Below are 17,489 nucleotides of genomic sequence, written 5' to 3' on the forward strand. Positions count from 1 at the left end.
CCTGACGAACGGTCTTCGGTTGTGCGGGCATGTCTTGATTGTGCTATCGTGTTCGTCAGGAGGGTCTCATGGTTGAGCGTCATCATGTCGAGGAGATCGCGCAGGTTCTGGACGGTCATGCGTCTGGTCGGGACGGTTACGTAGATGCCTCCTGGCGTCGGTGTGTCGAGCTTTACGGGATGGACCCGACGCGCAGCGATCCGGCCCATATCGTAACGGACACGGAGTTTCGCATACATCGCGATCAGGCTGACTGGATGATCGGCGCGGCGCGCTCCAGCCTGCAAAGCCTGTTTCGGCAGGTCACAGGACAGAACTACGTTCTGCTGCTGACGGACGCAAAAGGCGTCTGTGTCGACTTTTTCGGCGATGATCTGTTTGTCGACGAGTTGCGCAACGCAGGTCTTTATCTCGGTTCGAACTGGTCCGAAGACCTTGCCGGCACCTGCGGTGTCGGGGCTTGCATCTTCACGGGCGAGCCGGTGACCGTGCATCAGGACGACCACTTCGGAAACGCCCACACGGGGCTGTCATGTACCGCAGCGCCGATCTACGACAGCCTTGGGCAACTTGCGGCAGTGCTGGATATCTCTCTGCTGCGCTCTCCGGCCCCGAAAAGCAGCCAGAACCTGGCCATGTCCCTGGTTACGGCGGCCGCCCGGCGGGTCGAAATGGCGAACCTCATGGCGGCCAGCCGTCGCGAGTGGGTGCTGAGGTTTTCCTCCAGCCCCGAATTCCTCGACGTGGACCCGGAAGCGGCCGTATCCCTCGACGGGTCAGGTCGGGTGATCGGGGCCACGCGCGCCGCTACACGGATGCTGTCGCGTGGCAAGAGCCTTATCGGTGAAAAGATCGACAGTCTTCTGGGGTTGAACGTCGATGACCTGCCTGACCTGATGCGGGATCGTCCCACCGAAGAAAGGGTGGTGGCTTTGGGAGACGGAGGCGCCGTGTTCGGCCATGCCATATCACCGCAGGCTCCGCGCAGGGCGTCTGTGGGTGCGGAGGCTTCGGAAAGACGTGCGCTGAGCGGTTTCCATGCAACCCTCGCTGGAAGCGATCCAACCTTGATCCGGCTCTTGACGCAGGCGGACCGGCTCGCGCCGACGCAGGTGCCGTTGCTCATCTGCGGCGAAAGCGGCAGCGGCAAGACCAAGCTGGCCCGCGCCATTCACATGGCATCCCGCCGCGGGCGTTTCGTTGCCATTGATTGCGCCGGAACGCAGCCCGAAGAGATGCGTGACGCGCTTAACTGTCAGTCGGGGCCGGGAACGTTGCTGCTGCGCCGAATCGAGGATCTGCAGCCGGACACCGCGCGGGTTCTGGCGGGGCTTCTGGATGCGAACCCGGATTTGCGCCCGATCTCGACCACCACATACGCGCCGTCGGACCTGATGGCGCAGGAGATCATGCCATCTGCGCTGTACTTCCGGCTTTCTGGCTCCGCACTGGAACTGCCGCCCCTGCGCGAAAGGCAAGACCTTGGCTGGTTAATTGACCGCCTGCTGAGACGTCGCCGCGGCGGGGAAATGCGCCTGACACCTTCGGCGCGGGCCGAACTGACTGCGCGCACCTGGCCAGGCAACCTGCGCGAACTTGGCAATGTGCTGGATGTGGCCTGCGCGATGGCGGAAACCAACGTGATCGATCTGCCCGATCTACCTCCCGCCCCGCAGTCTCGGGCGCACGAGCAGGATCTGGAGGCGGTTCTGGACGCCTGCAACTGGAACATGGCCCGTGCCGCACGTCGATTGGGGGTCAACCGTTCCACGATTCTGCGCCGCATCCGCAAAGAAGGGTTGCGGGCGCCCGACTGAAATGTTGCGTCTTGTTGCGTGTGCAACATGCTGGAGCGCGGCAATCACACATAGGACGACATTGATCGGATTTCCGTGGAATGGCCGCAGGGCCATTCGCCACTCTTTGCTCATCACATTGCTGATGAGGAGGAACCGCAATGCTCGATTCGACAGTCACCTTACAGGTGCAAGAGGTGCTCGACAGCCTGAACGCTGCCTTGGAGGAAGGCGACGTGCAGGCAGCAAGCGCTCTGTTTGCCACCGACAGTTACTGGCGCGACCTGGTCGCCGTGACCTGGAACCTCAAGACGGTAGAAGGACCGTCTGGAGTTCAGGACATGCTGACGGCGCAATTGAAACACACCAAGCCGCACGCGTTCGCTATCCAAGAAGACGAAGCTCCCGGCGAGGATGGCGGTGTCGTCACCGCATGGATCACTTTTGGAACCGCCGTGGGCCGCGGTTGGGGCCTGATGCGCCTGAAGGATGGGCGGATCTGGACACTGCTGACTGCGCTGCAGGAATTGAAGGGCTTCGAGGAAAACAGCGGCAAGCGCCGTCCGTTGGGGGCAGAACACGGCGCCGCCAAGAACCGCAAGTCGTGGAAGGAAAAGCGCGAAGCCGAGGCCGCCGAGCTTGGATATTCCGAGCAGCCATACACCGTGATCGTCGGTGGCGGGCAGGGCGGCATCGCCCTTGGCGCGCGCCTGCGCCAGCTGGGCGTGCCGGCCATAGTTCTCGACAAACACGACCGGCCCGGCGACCAGTGGCGGTCGCGCTACAAGTCGCTCTGCCTGCATGACCCGATCTGGTACGATCACCTTCCATACATCAAGTTCCCCGATAATTGGCCGGTCTTCACGCCCAAGGACAAGGTGGGCGACTGGCTGGAAATGTACACCAAGGTCATGGAACTGAACTACTGGAGCCGCTCCGAAGTCACCAGCGCCAAGTTCGACGAGGCCGCAGGCACCTGGACCGTCACCGTCAACCGCGACGGCGAAAACGTCACCTTGCATCCGACGCAGCTGGTGCTGGCCACGGGCATGTCCGGCAAGCCCAACATGCCGGAGTTTCCCGGCATGGACAGCTTCAACGGCACGATCCAGCACAGCTCGCAGCATGAAGGCCCGGACGCCTGGAGCGGCAAGAAAGTGGTCGTCGTCGGATCGAACAACTCGGCCCATGACATCTGTGCCGCGCTCTGGGAGGCAGATGCTGATGTGACGATGGTTCAGCGCTCGTCTACGCATATCGTGCGGTCCGATACGTTGATGGATATCGGGCTTGGCGCGCTCTACTCCGAGGAGGCGGTGGCCAATGGCGTGACGACCGAGAAGGCCGACATGATCTTTGCCTCGCTGCCATATCGGATCATGCATGAATTCCAGATCCCGCTCTATGACCAGATGCGCGAGCGGGATGCCGAGTTCTATGCCGGGCTTGAGAAAGCCGGGTTTGAACTCGACTGGGGCGATGACGGGTCTGGCCTGTTCATGAAATACCTGCGACGCGGCTCGGGGTATTATATCGACGTGGGCGCCAGCCAGTTGATCATTGATGGCGAGATAAAGCTGGTGAAAGGCCAGGTAGAGCGCTTTGACGCGACCGGCGTGGTACTGTCGGATGGCACGCATCTGGACGCCGACCTGGTGGTCATGGCGACTGGATACGGCTCGATGAACGGCTGGGCCGCAGACCTGATCAGCCAGGACGTTGCAGACAAGGTTGGCAAGGTTTGGGGGTTGGGCTCCGACACAACCAAGGATCCCGGCCCCTGGGAAGGCGAGCAACGCAACATGTGGAAGCCGACTCAGCAGGACAATCTTTGGTTCCATGGCGGCAATCTGCACCAGTCTCGCCATTATTCCTTGTACCTTGCGTTGCAACTGAAGGCGCGGATGGAAGGCATCGATACCCCCGTCTACGGCCTGCAAGAGGTGCATCACCTGTCGTGATGCCGTGTCCGGGCAGCACCTAACATGGCGCGCCCAAGTGCCCGGCACCTTCCTCCCGCCGGGCGCACCCTTAACTGACACTGGAGAAAAGAAATGAAAGCAGCACGTTGGCATGGCGTGAAGGATATTCGCGTCGAAGACATCACGGAACCAAAACCGGGCAAAGGCGAGGTGAAGGTCAAGGTGGCATGGACCGGGATCTGCGGTAGCGACCTGCACGAATATCTGGCCGGGCCGATTTTCGTGCCGGTGGATGACGATCACCCCCTGAGCCACGACAAGGCGCCAATCACCATGGGGCACGAATATTGTGGTACCGTCGCGGAACTGGGCGAGGGCGTCACGGATATTTCGGTGGGCGACCGCGTCGCCATCGAACCGATATTTGCCTGCGGTGAGTGCGCCGCTTGCCTGGAAGGGAAATACAACCTGTGTGACAGCCTCGGTTTTGTAGGCCTGTCCGGCGGGCACGGTGGTTTTGCCACCCACAGCGTTGTCCCCGCCCGCATGGTGCACAAGATGCCCGAGGCGCTATCCATGGAGCAAGGCGCGCTCGTCGAGCCTGCTGCCGTCGCCCTGCACGCGGTGCGCCTTTCGAAGATCAAGGCGGGTGACAAGGCCGCTGTCTTCGGCGCGGGTCCGATCGGACTTCTGGTTTTGGAGTCGCTGCGCGTTGCCGGCGCGTCGGAGATTCACGTTGTGGAACCCTCTGACGTGCGGCGGAAAAAGGCGCTGGATCTCGGCGCGACGTCGGCAATAGACCCAACCGCGACCGACGCTGTCGCGGAGGTTCGAGAAGTGACGGGCGGGGTTCATGTTGCCTTCGAGGTGACCGGCGTACCTCAGGTACTGCCGCAATGCATCGACGCCACGCGCCACGAGGGACAGGTTCTGGTCGTGTCGATCTGGGAACAGGAGGCCTCCTTCCAGCCCAACACAGTCGTACTCAAGGAGAGGCAGTTGCAGGGTACCATCGCCTATCGCAATGTCTACCCGGCGGTAATGGCGCTCATGACCCAAGGGTATTTCAGCGCCGATCAACTGGTCACCAAGCGGATTCCATTGGATGAAATCGTCGCAAAGGGCTTTGAAGCGCTTGCGGCGGAGAAGTCTCATGTGAAAATCCTGGTCGAAGCGCCCGACTGACGTCCTGCGGCAGTAGAATTCCGGCCACCCCGATCACAGGCGGCGGCCGGAGCCCCTTACAGGGGTCATCCACACCCCATGTATTGCATCGGTTTGATGTGTTTTGGCGCTGGCGGTTGGCACTGCAATTCAAACGCTCGCGAAAAAACCTATGCTGGACGCTGCATCTTCGCGCAGCAGGCTGCCCCTTTCCGGTCGCCCATCGGTTCGGGAATTTACCAAGGGTTCGGTGCTGTTATCAGTGCACCAAATGTGCAGGTCGCCGAGGCCCCTCACATGGCCCAGAACGCGGTTATGTAAAGTTCGCTTGCCGGAAAGTCCATGGTCTTTGCGGCACTTCGCAGACGGCGTGCAGCCTTCTTTTCACCGGCGAACTGTCCGTCGTCAGATGATTTGGAACACGTTGGCCTGACGGTTAGCGGAGGCTCTGGCTCTTTCATGGTTTAGGCTACGCGGCTGTCTGGCGATGAAGCAAGCGCCGCTTCTCGATTGTCTTCTGTTTGATCTCCTTTCGTCGTCTGAGGATGGTGTCTGCCCTGCCGAAGTAGACGTCGGCCGGGGTCAGGTTCCCGAGGCTTTCGTGGTACCGCTGGTGGTTGTATTGCTCGACAAAGTCGCCGATGGACTCCTCGAGCGCGCCGGGCAGGTAGTAGTTCTCGAGCAGGATGCGGTCCTTCAGGGTCTGGTGCCAGCCACTGCCCGGCAGGCGATTGCAAAGCAATCTGCCGAGAGGGACTCGATCTTGCCCTGGGTCTGGGGATGGTTCGGCGCGCCGCGGACGTGATCCATGCCCTGCTGTTCGAGCCAGGCGGCCAGATCGCCAGAGATGTAGGACGATCCGTTATCGCTGAGCAGCCGCGGTCTATGGGCGACCGTCGCGCCGTCGCATCCTGAGGCAGCCAAGGCATCCTCCAAGGTCGATGTGACATCCCCGGCGCGGATCGTCGTGCAGAGCTGCCAGGCAACGATGTAACGGCTGTAGTCGTCGAGGATCGTCGAGAGATAGAACCAGCCGTCGTGCCGAAGGCACGCCTCCGGCGTGACCGATAACCTTCAGATAGGTGAAGTCGGTCTGCCAGAGCTGGTTCGACCGGGTCGTCTTCTCGTGGAACTCATCCGCTGCCTTGATCACCGCGAGGGCCGGGCTCGTGACGAGGTCATGGGCCTTCAGGAGCCTGTAAACGCTGGCCTCGGAGACGAAGTAGCGCTTCGTATCCGTGAACCGGACCGCGAGATCACGTGGCGACAGCTCCGGTTCATCCAGGGCCAGGTCCACGATCTGGCGGCGCACGGTGTCCGGGATACGGGTCCAGACCCGACCAGGCCGCGAGGACTGATCCTCAAGACCGGCTTCGCCCAACGAGAGGTAGCGGTCGTACCAGCGATAAAAGGTGGTCCGCGGGATGCCGAGCATCCCAAGTGTGCGCTTAACCGGCAGGTGAGACTGCTCAACGATACGAATGATCTCCAGCTTTTCAGAGGCTGGATATCTCATGCGTCGTCGTCCCCATCTCTATGGACTTGCCCGGTTTTGGTGGAGAGCGTTTAGCTCACTTCGCGGGCCTTTCGCTCGAATGCTATCGGGCTTTGGAAGCCGAGCGATGAATGGCGTCTGACGGGATTGTAGAACCCGTCGATGTATCTGGCGATGGCGTTTTCGGCCTGTTGGCGGGATTTCCAGGCGACCGGCCAGATCAGCTCCGACTTGATGGTTTTGAAGAACGTTTCCACCATTGAGTTGTCATAGCAGTTCCCGCGCCCGCTCATCGAGATCAAGATGCCACGTTTGCGGAGCCGCGCCTGATAGTCCACCGAGCAGTATTGCGATCCGCGGTCGGAATGGTGAACCAGTCCTGGCTCAGGGTTGCGAGCGGCCAGAGCATGGCGCAGGGCTGCGATGGCGAGGTCACGCTTCAGACGATCACTCGTGGCCCAACCGACGACGCGGCGCGAGAAGAGGTCCAAGACAATGGCAAGGTAAAGCCAGCCCTCTGCCGTCCAGATGTAGGAGATGTCCGCCCCCCACTTCCTGTCCGGACAGTCCGCCGCGAAACCTTGTGCCACGAGGTTGGGCGCCACAGGCCAGGCATGTTCACTGTCCGTCGTCCGTTTAAAGCGCCGCTTTTGCCGCGCGATCAACTGGTTCTCGCGCATCAGTCGTGCCGTGCGGTGCCGCCCTATCTTGAGCCCCTCATTGACGAGGTCGCGGTGCATGCGGGGACTGCCGTAGGTCCCGTTCGACAGCTCAAAGGCCGTTCGAATGTGGGCAAGATGGATCATGTCCTGCTGCTGGCGATGACAGGCAGGGCGGTCCCGCCAAGCGAAGAACCCGCTCTGGCTGACACCGAGAACATGACACATTCGCCGGATCGGGAAGCTGGCCTTCTCCGCCTCTATGAAAGCGAAGCTCATCGACTTGCGTCTTTCGCGAAGAAGGTTGCGGCCTTTTTTAAGATGTCGCGCTCCTGCTTCAGAACCGCGTTCTCGCGTCGCAACCGCTTCAGCTCCGCGTGCAGATCGACCGATGCCTCGACCGGCCCACCAGCGTCCCGCTCGCGACTGAGCCATCGCGTCAGTGTCGAAAGCCCGATCCCCAGATCTTCCGCGATCTCCCGTCGCGTCCGGCCGCTGGTCAGCGCCAGCCGCACCGCTTCACGCCGGAACTCCGGCGTCGGTCTGTTTCCGTTTCCCATAGAACACCTCCTGGTTCCTCAGTTGGTGCTCTCCACTTTTCCAGGGCAAGTCCAGATGATCCTTAACGCACACTGAGCAAAATCTAGAAAGGAGCCGAAATGCTTCGATACGAAGACGACAGCGAGGTGTGGTTCAGAGAAGTCATCGATGACCAAATTGAGGAGGCCCGGAAACGGGCTTTCTCGATCATCGAAAACGCCGTGAAGCAAGAGGACGGGTGCTTCGTCACAAACACCGAACGACCTCAGAAGATACGCTTCCACGGGCGCACGATCGACGCCTACCGCTTCATCTGCTGCGTGTTGACCGGCGAGGTCGCGTCGCGGGATCGGGTGGTGCGTCACCGCTGCCACAATCGTCGATGCGTCAACCCGGACCACCTCCGGATCGGGTCGCAGAGAGACAACAAGCACGACGACTGGGAGCATTGGGCCTACGGAACGGACCCGGACTTCCTCTGACGGCCAAGCGGGAATGCCTCCGCCGGAACCACCGAGCCGCTCACCCGCGGCACCCGGCGGGGGCACTTTCCGGGGCACTTCGCCGCCCGGACGGCGTCGCGGTCTCAGCGGGGCAAGGATCGGAGAGAGATGGCTGGGGTGGTAGGATTCGAACCTACGATACACGGTACCAAAAACCGATGCCTTACCACTTGGCTACACCCCAACGGTGCCGCGCTAATTACTCTGCTCTTCGGTGCGGTTCAAGGGCTGAGATGAATTTATTTGGCGGTTTCTTGATGCCCGTGGTCGGACGCGAGATCACTCGAGAATTTCGCCCGATTCCACGCCCCACAGGGCCGCCTTTTCCGCCCAGCCGCGATAGCCGCCGGCCATCAGACGGCACCAGTCGATCGCGCACTCGTCAATCCGTGCGACCACGCCCATTTCCAGCTGCGCCACCATCATCGCGCCGGGGTCGGGCTTAGAATATAGGTTTGCCATGTCGGACTCGACTATCACCGTGCGCGTGCCGGACAGAAGCGAATAGTGAATCCAGCCACCCTGACCGTCGCGGTCGCGGACGCGGCGCCAATGGCCATGCTCTGCAATGATCTCCAAAGGCAGGTCGCGCCGCTTGAACACCCAGTCGATGCGGTGTGTCAGGCTGGGTCCGCGCCGGACGTTGGCCTCGGCGGCCTTCATCGACACGAAACGCGGCAGGGGAAGGTTCGTGACCGGGCCGCGTTCCTCTGTGTCCTGAGCGAGGGCGGGCATTGCCAGCACCGCGATCAGGGCGGCCCCGATTGAGGCGGAAAACCGTTTCATGGCGTCAATACTGCTCACTCATATGACCCGGGGTTCTTGTGCCCTCGGTCGTCCTGCGTCACTGTACAGAAGAACACGCATTATGGAAGACGGGGGAAACGCTATATGCCATCTGGTCGACTGAGTGTTGTCGTAACGCGACGCCTGCCGGAGGCTGTCGAGCGGCGTATGCAGGAATTGTTCGACGTCACGCTGCGCGAGGACGACAGGCCGATGAGCCGTGACGCGCTGGTCGAGGCTGTCAAGTCGGCAGATGTGCTGGTGCCGACGCTGAGCGACCAGATCGATGGCGGGCTGATCGGGCAGGCGGGCGAACGGTTGAAGCTGATCGCGAATTACGGCGCGGGGGTGGACCATATCGACGTGCATACCGCCCGGCAGCGCGGCATTCTCGTGTCGAACACCCCGGGTGTGCTGACAGACGACACCGCCGACATGACGATGGCGCTGATCCTGAGCGTGACCCGCCGCATTCCCGAAGGGCTTTCGTTGATGCAGAAGGAGGACTGGCCCGGCTGGTCCCCGACCGCCATGCTCGGCGGCCGCATCGCCGGACGGCGCCTGGGTATCCTCGGAATGGGCCGGATCGGGCAGGCGGTGGCGCGGCGCGCCGCGGCGTTCGGGATGCAGGTGCATTATCACAACCGGCATCGCCTCCGGCCCGAAGTCGAGGACGAGCTTGGCGCGACTTACTGGGAAAGCCTCGACCAGATGGTGGCTCGGATGGATGTGCTGAGCGTGAACTGCCCGCACACGCCGTCGACCTTTCACCTGATGAATGCCCGACGCCTGAAACTGATGAAGCCCGACGCGGTGCTGGTGAACACCAGCCGGGGCGAGGTGGTGGACGAAAACGCCCTGACGCGGATGCTGCGCGCGGGAGAGATTGCCGGCGCCGGACTGGACGTCTACGAGAACGCCGGCGCGATCAACCCTCGCCTGCGAGAGCTAAAGAACGTGGTCCTGTTGCCCCACATGGGGTCGGCTACGGTCGAGGGGCGGCTGGAAATGGGCGAGAAGGTCCTGCTGAACATCAAGACTTTCGACGACGGCCACCGCCCGCCGGACCAGGTCGTACCGTCCATGCTTTAAGGCTTCGCGCGAGCGTCGCAAAAACCGGAGAATGCCCATGCGCCTGCTTCTTGCCAGTCTCGCCGTGTTTCTTGCCGGGATGGCGGTGGCCCAGCAGGCCGCCGACGGGGTCCAGCCTGAAGGCGAAGGCGCGGGCGCGGTGGTCACCTCCGAAACCGTGGCCGCGGCGCTGGACGCGAAACAGGCGGGCCGTCCGGTCGAGGCGCAAGACTGGATGGTGGCGGCGGCCAATCCGCTGGCGGTCGAGGCCGGGGCACGGATTTTGCGCGAGGGAGGCACGGCGGCGGATGCGCTCGTGGCGGTGCAACTGGTGCTGGGGCTGGTGGAGCCTCAAAGCTCCGGCCTGGGAGGCGGGGCGTTCCTTGTCTGGTATGACGCCGAAAGCGGCGCGTTGACCACGCTCGACGGTCGCGAGACCGCGCCGCTGGCCGCCTCGCCGACATTGTTCCAGGATGAGGCGGGTGAGCCGTTGTCCTTTTACGATGCGGTCGTGGGCGGGCGGTCGGTGGGGATTCCCGGTACACCTGCGCTTTTGCAGGAAGCCCATGAACGCTGGGGACGCGCCCCTTGGGAAAGCCTGTTCACCGAGGCCACGACCCTTGCCCGGGACGGGTTCGAGGTGTCGCCAAGGCTGGCGGCGATGGTGGTGCAGGACGCGGTCCGCCTGTTCAGGTTCGGGGCGACGCGCGATTATTTCTTTCCGGCAGGCCAGCGCATCGAGCCCGGTGATCGCCTGAAGAATCCGGCCTATGCCGACACCTTGCGCCGCTTTGCCGAAGAGGGCGCGGAGCCGTTCTATACCGGAGACATCGCCGCCGACATCGTGACCGCCGTGACGCAGGCGGAGGGCAACCCCGGGGTGATGGCGGCAGTCGACCTGGCGATCTATCGCGTCAAGGAACGTGCCGCGGTCTGTGCGCCCTACCGGGGCTTCGACGTGTGCGGGATGGGCCCGCCATCCTCGGGTGCGTTGACCGTCGGGCAGATCCTGGGTCTGCTGGCACCGTTCGATATCGGGGATCTGGGACCCGACAGCCTGGACGCATGGCGGCTGATCGGAGATGCCAGCCGTCTCGCCTTTGCCGACCGGGGCCGGTACATGGCAGACAGCGATTACGTGCCCGTGCCAGTGAAAGGCCTGCTGAATCCGGGATACCTGGCCGGTCGCGCGGAACGTCTGAACCGCGACACCGCTTTGCCGGACGTCTCGCCGGGAGAGCCCGAGTTCGACCATGCGCTCGATCTCGGGGACGATGCCTCGATCGAGTTGCCCTCGACCTCGCATGTCTCGATCGTGGACCGCTTCGGGAACGTGGCGTCGATGACCACCACGATCGAGAATGCCTTCGGCTCGCGGCTCATGGTGCGGGGGTTCCTGCTCAACAACGAGCTGACGGATTTCTCGTTTCGCAGCCACGAGGATGGACGGCCCATCGCCAATCGGGTGGAGCCGGGCAAGCGGCCGCGCTCTTCCATGGCGCCGACCATCGTGATGAAGGACGGCGCACCCGTGCTGGCCGTGGGCAGCCCCGGCGGCAGCCGCATCATCGGTTACGTGGCCAAGACGATCATCGCGCATCTGGATTGGGGGCTCGATGTGCAGGCGGCGGTGGAATTGCCCCATCTCGTCAACAGGTTCGGCACCTATGACGTGGAAGTGGGGACCGGGGCGATGGAGCTTTTGCCGGGACTGGAAGCGCTGGGTTTCGAGATGGCACCGCAAGTGCTCGTCTCCGGGCTGCACGCGATTTCCATTGGCGAGACGTTGCAAGGCGGGGCCGATCCGCGGCGCGAAGGTATTGCCCTGGGCGAATAAACCGCGCCGGGAAATCGCCCCGCAGCCATCCCAATCCTGCCCGAATTGACTGGCATGCCATGTCGCAAACACGTTGCGGAGCAGGGCATGATTAACGCATATTCCATCGGGTTCGTTCTGACCGCCGGGACCATCCTGGCCGGTGTGGATTATTACGATCAATCGAACAGGGCCGGCTTTTCGTTCGGGCAAATGACGCCTGGGGCCTATATCGAGACCATTCCGAACAGGTTCAGCGCCGCCAAGGATGAGAAGCTGGCCGAGCAGGCCGAGCGCGAGCGCCAGAGCCGCTGGCGGCAGGGCGGCCAGCTCTATCTGCCCGAGGCACCCGAAGGCTGGGAGCGGCGCGCCCTGCTGGAAGGCGACGACAGTGCGATCCTGCCGCCCGAGGCCGGGGTGGACGGCTCCATGAGCAGCTCTGCCGGCAAGGGGTTTCTGCAACAGATGGAGGCGCGCGACCACGTCAAGCAGCTCAAGGAGCGCGCCAAGCAGTCCTGGATCTATCAGCGCGGAACCGAAACCGTCCTTGTCGAGGTGCGGCTGGTGAAGCGGCCCAGCTCGAACTCGCTTTTCGGTGTCGTGGCCAGTGCGATGGATGGCGCCATGATGAACGCCTTCGAGCGCAATGTGGGATACGGCGTGACCGGCGGGTTCGGCCTGACCGAGAAGCTGGCGCATGACGGCGAGCGGCCCTATCACTTCCGCTATCTCGAAGGGTCGATCGGCTTCGGCAACGAAGTGCACCTGCGGGTCCACGCCAACGCGTCGCGCGACGCCACGCAGGAAATCCTGAGCCGGATCGACTATGACGGCCTGAACAGCCTGCTGCCGCGTCCGGTGCCGAGCGTGGGCAATGACGTGGGCCTGCCCGACGGCATCGACCCGGTCGCGCTGAGCCTGGAGTTGCGCCGCCTGAAGACGGAGTTCCTGGGCCTGCGGGCGCTGGAGGCGCAGTACAAGATCCAGAATATCGACACCGGCGCCATGGTTCTCAGTGCCTATTCGACGCGCCTTGGCGGCATGGGCGGCGACATCGACATCACAGGCGGCAAGGTCACCGATCTGAGCGGGTTGATCGAGCTCGGCTATTACCGGGGCCGTGAGGCCGTGATGGCGGGCAAATCCGCCGAGGAGGTGCAGGCCGAGGTCAAGCAGATGGTCGACACCGTGATGATGGTGGCCGATGCCGAGACCGCAGCCGCGGCAGCCCGCGCCGCCAACGCGCCCGAGCCGGAAATGTCGCCCGAGCTGCAGGCCGAGCTTGGCGCGCTGAGCGAGGCCACGAACATGCCGCTCAAGACCGCTCCGGCATCGAACGCGCTCGGCACGGAAGCGATTGCCGCCGCCAACCGGGCACGGGACATGGAGGCATCGGCGGGCGGCAAGATCCTGATGCAGGTCGACGAGGAAAACAGCGACCGCGACGCCGGGATGATCTTTTCCAAGGCTATCGGCCTTGTCGAATTCGAAACATTCCGCGCTGCGCGCAATGCCAGTGACGAGGAAATGGAGATGGGCATGGCCATCGCCGCCTCGGGCTTCGAAAGCAGGCACGACCTGCCGCAGGGCAGTTGCGGCTTTGACATGGCTGCGCTGCGGGTGGAATGCGACACGTCGAAGGGAATACAACCCGGCGGCCTGCTGTCCAAGCTGATCACCCAGGTCACCGGCGGCGAGGAAGCCGCGTCGTTGACGCCCCAACCCACGGAACCCGCGGCCATGCCCAAGCGGCTCGAGTTGTCCAGTGGCAGCGGAAAGTCCGGCCAACGCTGCGTCGGAAGTTTTTGCGACTAGACCAGAGCTGTCTTAACGAATCCTGAAGGCGCCGTGCCCGAGTATGGGCGCGGCGCGTCGTTTTTGTTCGGTGACATGTCGGATGGACCCGCCGCATGTTTACAGGCGTGATACAACGCTCGCCAGCATGCCTGCCAAGGGAGTCGGATGTCATGAAAACCCAAGTAAAAGCACTGATCGTGGGCGGCGGTGCCGTCGGGACCTCGATCGCCTATCATCTGGCCCGCGCAGGCTGGGAAGACGTCATGCTGATCGAGCGTGACGAGCTGACCTCCGGCTCGACCTGGCACGCCGCGGGTCTCTTGCCGTATTTCAACATGTCTTATGCGACGACGCATATTCATGACTACTCGATCAAGTTCTACAAGACGCTGGAAGAAGAGACCGGGCTGAACGCCGGCTTTTCCGTCGTGGGCAACCTGCGCATGGCCCAGAGCAAAGAGCGTATGGATGAATATATGCTTTACGCCTCGACCGCCGAGACCTGTGGCGTGCCGTATGAGTGGATGACGCCCGCGCAGATCAAGGAGCGGTGGCCGCTGGTCAATACCGACGATCTGGAAGGCGCGATCTATCACCCGACCGACGGCTATATCAACCCCGCCGACGTGACCATGGCGATGGCCAAGGGCGCGCGCCAGCGCGGCGTGATGATCGAGCGCAAGTGGCAGGCCGACGGCTTTGAATGGAAGGGCGATCACTGGGATGTGACGCTGACCAAGATGGTCGAGAAGGGCGGCAACCTGGTGTCCTCGGACGAGCAGATTGTCGTGTCCGCAGAGCATGTTGTGACCGCCAGCGGCAACCACGCGCAGCGCACCGCGCGGATGCTGGGCATCAAGATGCCGGCGATCCCGGTGGAGCACCAGTTCATCGTGACCGAGCCTGATGCCGAGCTGGTCAAGTACCGTCAGGACGGCGGCGAGGAGCACCCGGTTCTGCGCGACGCCGACGCCAAGTGGTATGTCCGCGAGGAGCGTGGCGGCTGGATCCTTGGCCCCTACGAGCTGAACGCGCCGGCGCGGTTCGAGTATTCGGTGCCGGACACGTTCCGCGCTGACCTCTTCCCGCTGGATCTGGAGCGGATCGAGGAAGAATACATGTCGATGATCCACCGGATCCCGTCGACGGAAACCGTTGGTCTGAAAGACGATTACAACGGTCCGATTTGCTATACCCCCGATGGCAACCCGCTGGTCGGGCCGGCGCCGGGGCTGCGCAACATGTGGTTGGCAGAGGGCTTCAGCTTTGGCATCACGGCGGCTGGCGGCACGGGCTATTACCTGGCGCAGCTGATGGTCGAGGGCGAGGCCGAGATCGACATGGCGAGCCTCGATCCCAAGCGGTATTCCAGCAACTGGATGACGACCGAGTTCGCCGCGCGCAAGAATGAGGAAGCCTACGAGCACGTCTATATCCTGCACCACCCCGACGAGGAGCGGCCCGCCTGCCGTCCGCTGCGCACGGCGCCAGCCTATGACCGGCAAAAGGCGCGTGGCGCGCAGTTCGGATTCGTCAACGGCTGGGAAAGACCCAACTATTTCGGGCCCTTGGGTGCCGATGACAATTTCGATCACGACGCGCGCTCGTTCCGCCGCGGCGGTTGGTGGGAGCACACCAAGGCCGAGGCGGAAGCGGTGCGGAACGGCGTGGGCCTGATCGATGCGACCGCATTCACCAAGCACGTGGTGAAGGGACCCGGGGCGACGGCGTTTCTGGACTGGTTCACCTGCAACAAGCTGCCGAAGGTGGGCCGTATCAACCTGACATACGCGCTGACGGATCATGGCACGACGCGCACGGAATACACCATCGTCCGGACCGGCGAGAACGCGTATTACTGTGTCTCTGCAGGGGCTTGGACGGAATATGACGCCGATTACCTGCGCAAGGCGGCCGCCGACAAGGCCGAAGAGTTCGGGTATATCGAGATCCAGGACGTGACGAGCCAATGGGGTGTCTTCGCCATCGCGGGGCCGAAATCGCGTGCCGTTCTGAACGAGGTGATCAAGGACGCGGATCCGGCTACGGCCTTGAGCAACAAGCGTTTTCCGTGGTTGTCGTGCCGCGAGATCGAGCTGGGCATGTGCCCCGTTAAGGCGATCCGCGTGGCCTATACCGGCGAGCTGGGCTGGGAATTGCATCACCCGATGGAGATGCAGAACTACCTGTTCGATCTGCTGGAAAAGGCAGGCGAGAAGCACGGCATGAAGCTGGTCGGGGCACGGGCGCAGAACTGGCTGCGGCAGGAGAAGTCCTATCGTGCCTTTGGCAACGAGCTGGGCCGCGACGCGACCCCGCTGGAGGCCGACCTGCCGCGCTTTGTCGATCTGGATAAAGACTTCCACGGAAAGGATAAATTGCAGGAGACGGGTGTCCGTTCCAAGTGCTGCACCGTTCTGATCGACGGGCCGGAGGATGCCGATCCGTGGGGCCGCGAGGTGCTTTATTCGGAAGACGGCACGCGGGTCGGGCGGCTGACCTCGGGCGGGTATTCGGTGCATTTCGGCAAGTCCATCGGGATGGGCTATGTCACCCCCGATCTGGCCGTGGAAGGCACCAGGCTGAAGGTCAAGATGTTCGACAAGCTGTGGGACGCGACCGTGACCTGCGACAGCCCGTATGACCCGAAAAACGAGACCATCCGCAAGGATGGGTGAGGGGTGCGCGACTCGGGGTGTTAACGCCTGAAACCCGGGTCGGTATCACGTCGGTATTTCAGTGGTAACGCGTCGGTGCCTTGCGCACCGGCGCGTTTCTTAATGGAGCGTCCCAAAAGCGGTTAAAACTGTGTTAAGACTCGGGGGAAACCAGACCCCGGGAGGATACCATGACACGCCGAACAACAAAGGGCCGCGGCCGCCGCTATGACAGCGTTCTGGACACGGTGGGCGACACGCCCGTGATCCGGGTGAACCGCATCGTGCCCAAGGGCGTGACCGTCTACGTCAAGGCCGAGGCGTTCAACCCGGCGGCTTCGGTCAAGGACCGGCTGGCGCTGAACATCATCGAGGCCGCCGAAGCCGATGGCAGCCTGAAGCCGGGGCAGACGGTGGTGGAGGCCACGTCGGGCAATACCGGGATCGGGCTGGCGATGGTCTGCGCCGCCAAGGGCTATCCGCTGGTGGTGACGATGGCCGAGAGTTTCTCGGTCGAGCGGCGCAAGCTGATGCGGATGCTGGGGGCGAAGGTGGTGCTGACGCCGAAGGCGCTGAAGGGGTTCGGGATGTACACCAAGGCCAAGGAACTGGCCGAGGAGAACGGCTGGTTCCTGGCGAGCCAGTTCGAGACAAAGGCCAACGCCGATATCCACGAGGCCACGACGGCGCGCGAGATTCTGGGCGATTTCGAGGGCGAGCGGCTGGATTACTGGGTTACGGGCTATGGCACGGGCGGGACGGTGACGGGCGTGGCGCGGGTGCTGCGCCGCGAGCGTCCCGACACGAAGATCATCCTGAGCGAGCCGGCCAATGCGGCGATCATTTCTTCGGGGTATGTCAATACCCGCAACGACCAGCATCAGCCCACGGAAAGCCACCCGAATTTCGAGCCGCATCCGATCCAGGGTTGGACGCCGGATTTCATTCCCTACGTGATCCAGGAGGCGATCGACAACAGCTATTATGACGAGTTGATCCCGGTTGCCGGGGCGGACGGGGTGACATGGGCGCGTCGGCTGGCGGCGGAGGAAGGCATCTTTACCGGCATTTCAGGCGGGGCGAGTTTCGCCGTGGGAATGCAGGTGGCCGAGACCGCGCCTGAAGGATCGGTGATCCTGGTGATGCTGCCGGATACGGGCGAGCGGTACCTGTCGACGCCTCTGTTCGAGGGCGTGCCGGAGGAGATGACCGAGGAGGAGGCGGAGATTTCACGCTCCACCCCGTCGGCGCAGATGGAATAGGGGCGTCGTCGCTTCGGATGT

The 17,489-nt window shown here is 63.0% G+C and carries 11 protein-coding genes, 1 tRNA gene and 1 pseudogene; 9 read left to right on the forward strand and 4 right to left on the reverse strand.

Translation table 11 applies throughout. The features are described 5' to 3' along the window. Window positions 1-68: 68 nt before the first annotated feature. The 3 genes from FIU89_RS05370 (at window position 69) to FIU89_RS05380 (ending at window position 4,903) form a co-directional block, all read left to right on the forward strand. On the forward strand, window positions 69-1,817 hold the full coding sequence (locus tag FIU89_RS05370; RefSeq protein WP_152491644.1) for a sigma-54-dependent Fis family transcriptional regulator: 1,749 nt from the start codon (window positions 69-71) through the stop codon (window positions 1,815-1,817). Window positions 1,818-1,957: 140 nt separating this feature from the next. Next, entirely contained in the window at window positions 1,958-3,757 is a 1,800-nt protein-coding gene (locus tag FIU89_RS05375; RefSeq protein WP_152491645.1) for an NAD(P)/FAD-dependent oxidoreductase, read from the forward strand. Between the two features lie 93 nt (window positions 3,758-3,850). Then, window positions 3,851-4,903, forward strand: a complete 1,053-nt coding sequence (locus FIU89_RS05380) for a 2,3-butanediol dehydrogenase (protein WP_152491646.1) — start codon at window positions 3,851-3,853, stop codon at window positions 4,901-4,903. Between the two features lie 448 nt (window positions 4,904-5,351). Here FIU89_RS05380 and FIU89_RS22430 read toward each other — a convergent pair. Together FIU89_RS22430 and FIU89_RS05400 are read right to left on the reverse strand one after the other, a co-directional pair. Continuing rightward, a pseudogene (locus tag FIU89_RS22430) lies at window positions 5,352-6,413 on the reverse strand (DDE-type integrase/transposase/recombinase); the annotation flags it as partial. 35 nt (window positions 6,414-6,448) lie between these two features. Beyond that, window positions 6,449-7,596 (reverse strand): IS3 family transposase gene (locus FIU89_RS05400; protein ID WP_152491648.1). Its coding sequence is split into 2 segments (ribosomal slippage): window positions 6,449-7,323 and window positions 7,323-7,596, totalling 1,149 coding nucleotides; the frame shifts between segments, so codons are not numbered across the junction. A gap of 99 nt (window positions 7,597-7,695) precedes the next feature. On the opposite strand from FIU89_RS05400, the gene FIU89_RS05405 reads away from it, so the two are divergent. Then, window positions 7,696-8,058 (forward strand): HNH endonuclease, encoded by a 363-nt coding sequence (locus tag FIU89_RS05405; protein WP_152491649.1) that lies wholly within the window; start codon window positions 7,696-7,698, stop codon window positions 8,056-8,058. A 130-nt stretch (window positions 8,059-8,188) separates the two neighbouring features. Here the strand turns inward: FIU89_RS05405 and FIU89_RS05410 are convergent. Beyond that, window positions 8,189-8,263, reverse strand: a tRNA-Gln gene (locus tag FIU89_RS05410). Between the two features lie 95 nt (window positions 8,264-8,358). Further along, entirely contained in the window at window positions 8,359-8,814 is a 456-nt protein-coding gene (locus tag FIU89_RS05415) for an SH3 domain-containing protein (protein ID WP_254701858.1), read from the reverse strand. Between the two features lie 156 nt (window positions 8,815-8,970). On the opposite strand from FIU89_RS05415, the gene FIU89_RS05420 reads away from it, so the two are divergent. From FIU89_RS05420 to cysK, 5 genes are all read left to right on the forward strand, one after another. Next, window positions 8,971-9,957, forward strand: coding sequence for a D-glycerate dehydrogenase (locus tag FIU89_RS05420; RefSeq protein WP_152491651.1), 987 nt, complete (start codon window positions 8,971-8,973; stop codon window positions 9,955-9,957). A 37-nt stretch (window positions 9,958-9,994) separates the two neighbouring features. Continuing rightward, complete coding sequence (ggt, locus tag FIU89_RS05425; protein WP_152491652.1) at window positions 9,995-11,773, forward strand: gamma-glutamyltransferase; 1,779 nt, start codon at window positions 9,995-9,997, stop codon at window positions 11,771-11,773. Window positions 11,774-11,860: 87 nt separating this feature from the next. Continuing rightward, window positions 11,861-13,567 carry a hypothetical protein gene (locus tag FIU89_RS05430; protein ID WP_152491653.1) on the forward strand — a complete coding sequence of 569 codons (1,707 nt, stop codon included), beginning with the start codon at window positions 11,861-11,863 and terminating at the stop codon, window positions 13,565-13,567. 152 nt (window positions 13,568-13,719) lie between these two features. Beyond that, the gene (locus FIU89_RS05435) at window positions 13,720-16,227 is read left to right on the forward strand and encodes an FAD-dependent oxidoreductase (RefSeq protein WP_152491654.1); all 2,508 of its coding nucleotides are present in this window, start codon (window positions 13,720-13,722) and stop codon (window positions 16,225-16,227) included. A 170-nt stretch (window positions 16,228-16,397) separates the two neighbouring features. Further along, window positions 16,398-17,468, forward strand: a complete 1,071-nt coding sequence (gene cysK / locus FIU89_RS05440; protein ID WP_152491655.1) for a cysteine synthase A — start codon at window positions 16,398-16,400, stop codon at window positions 17,466-17,468. The last annotated feature ends 21 nt before the right edge of the window (window positions 17,469-17,489 follow it).

Origin of the sequence: Roseovarius sp. THAF27, from assembly GCF_009363655.1 — a bacterium.
GTDB lineage: Bacteria > Pseudomonadota > Alphaproteobacteria > Rhodobacterales > Rhodobacteraceae > Roseovarius.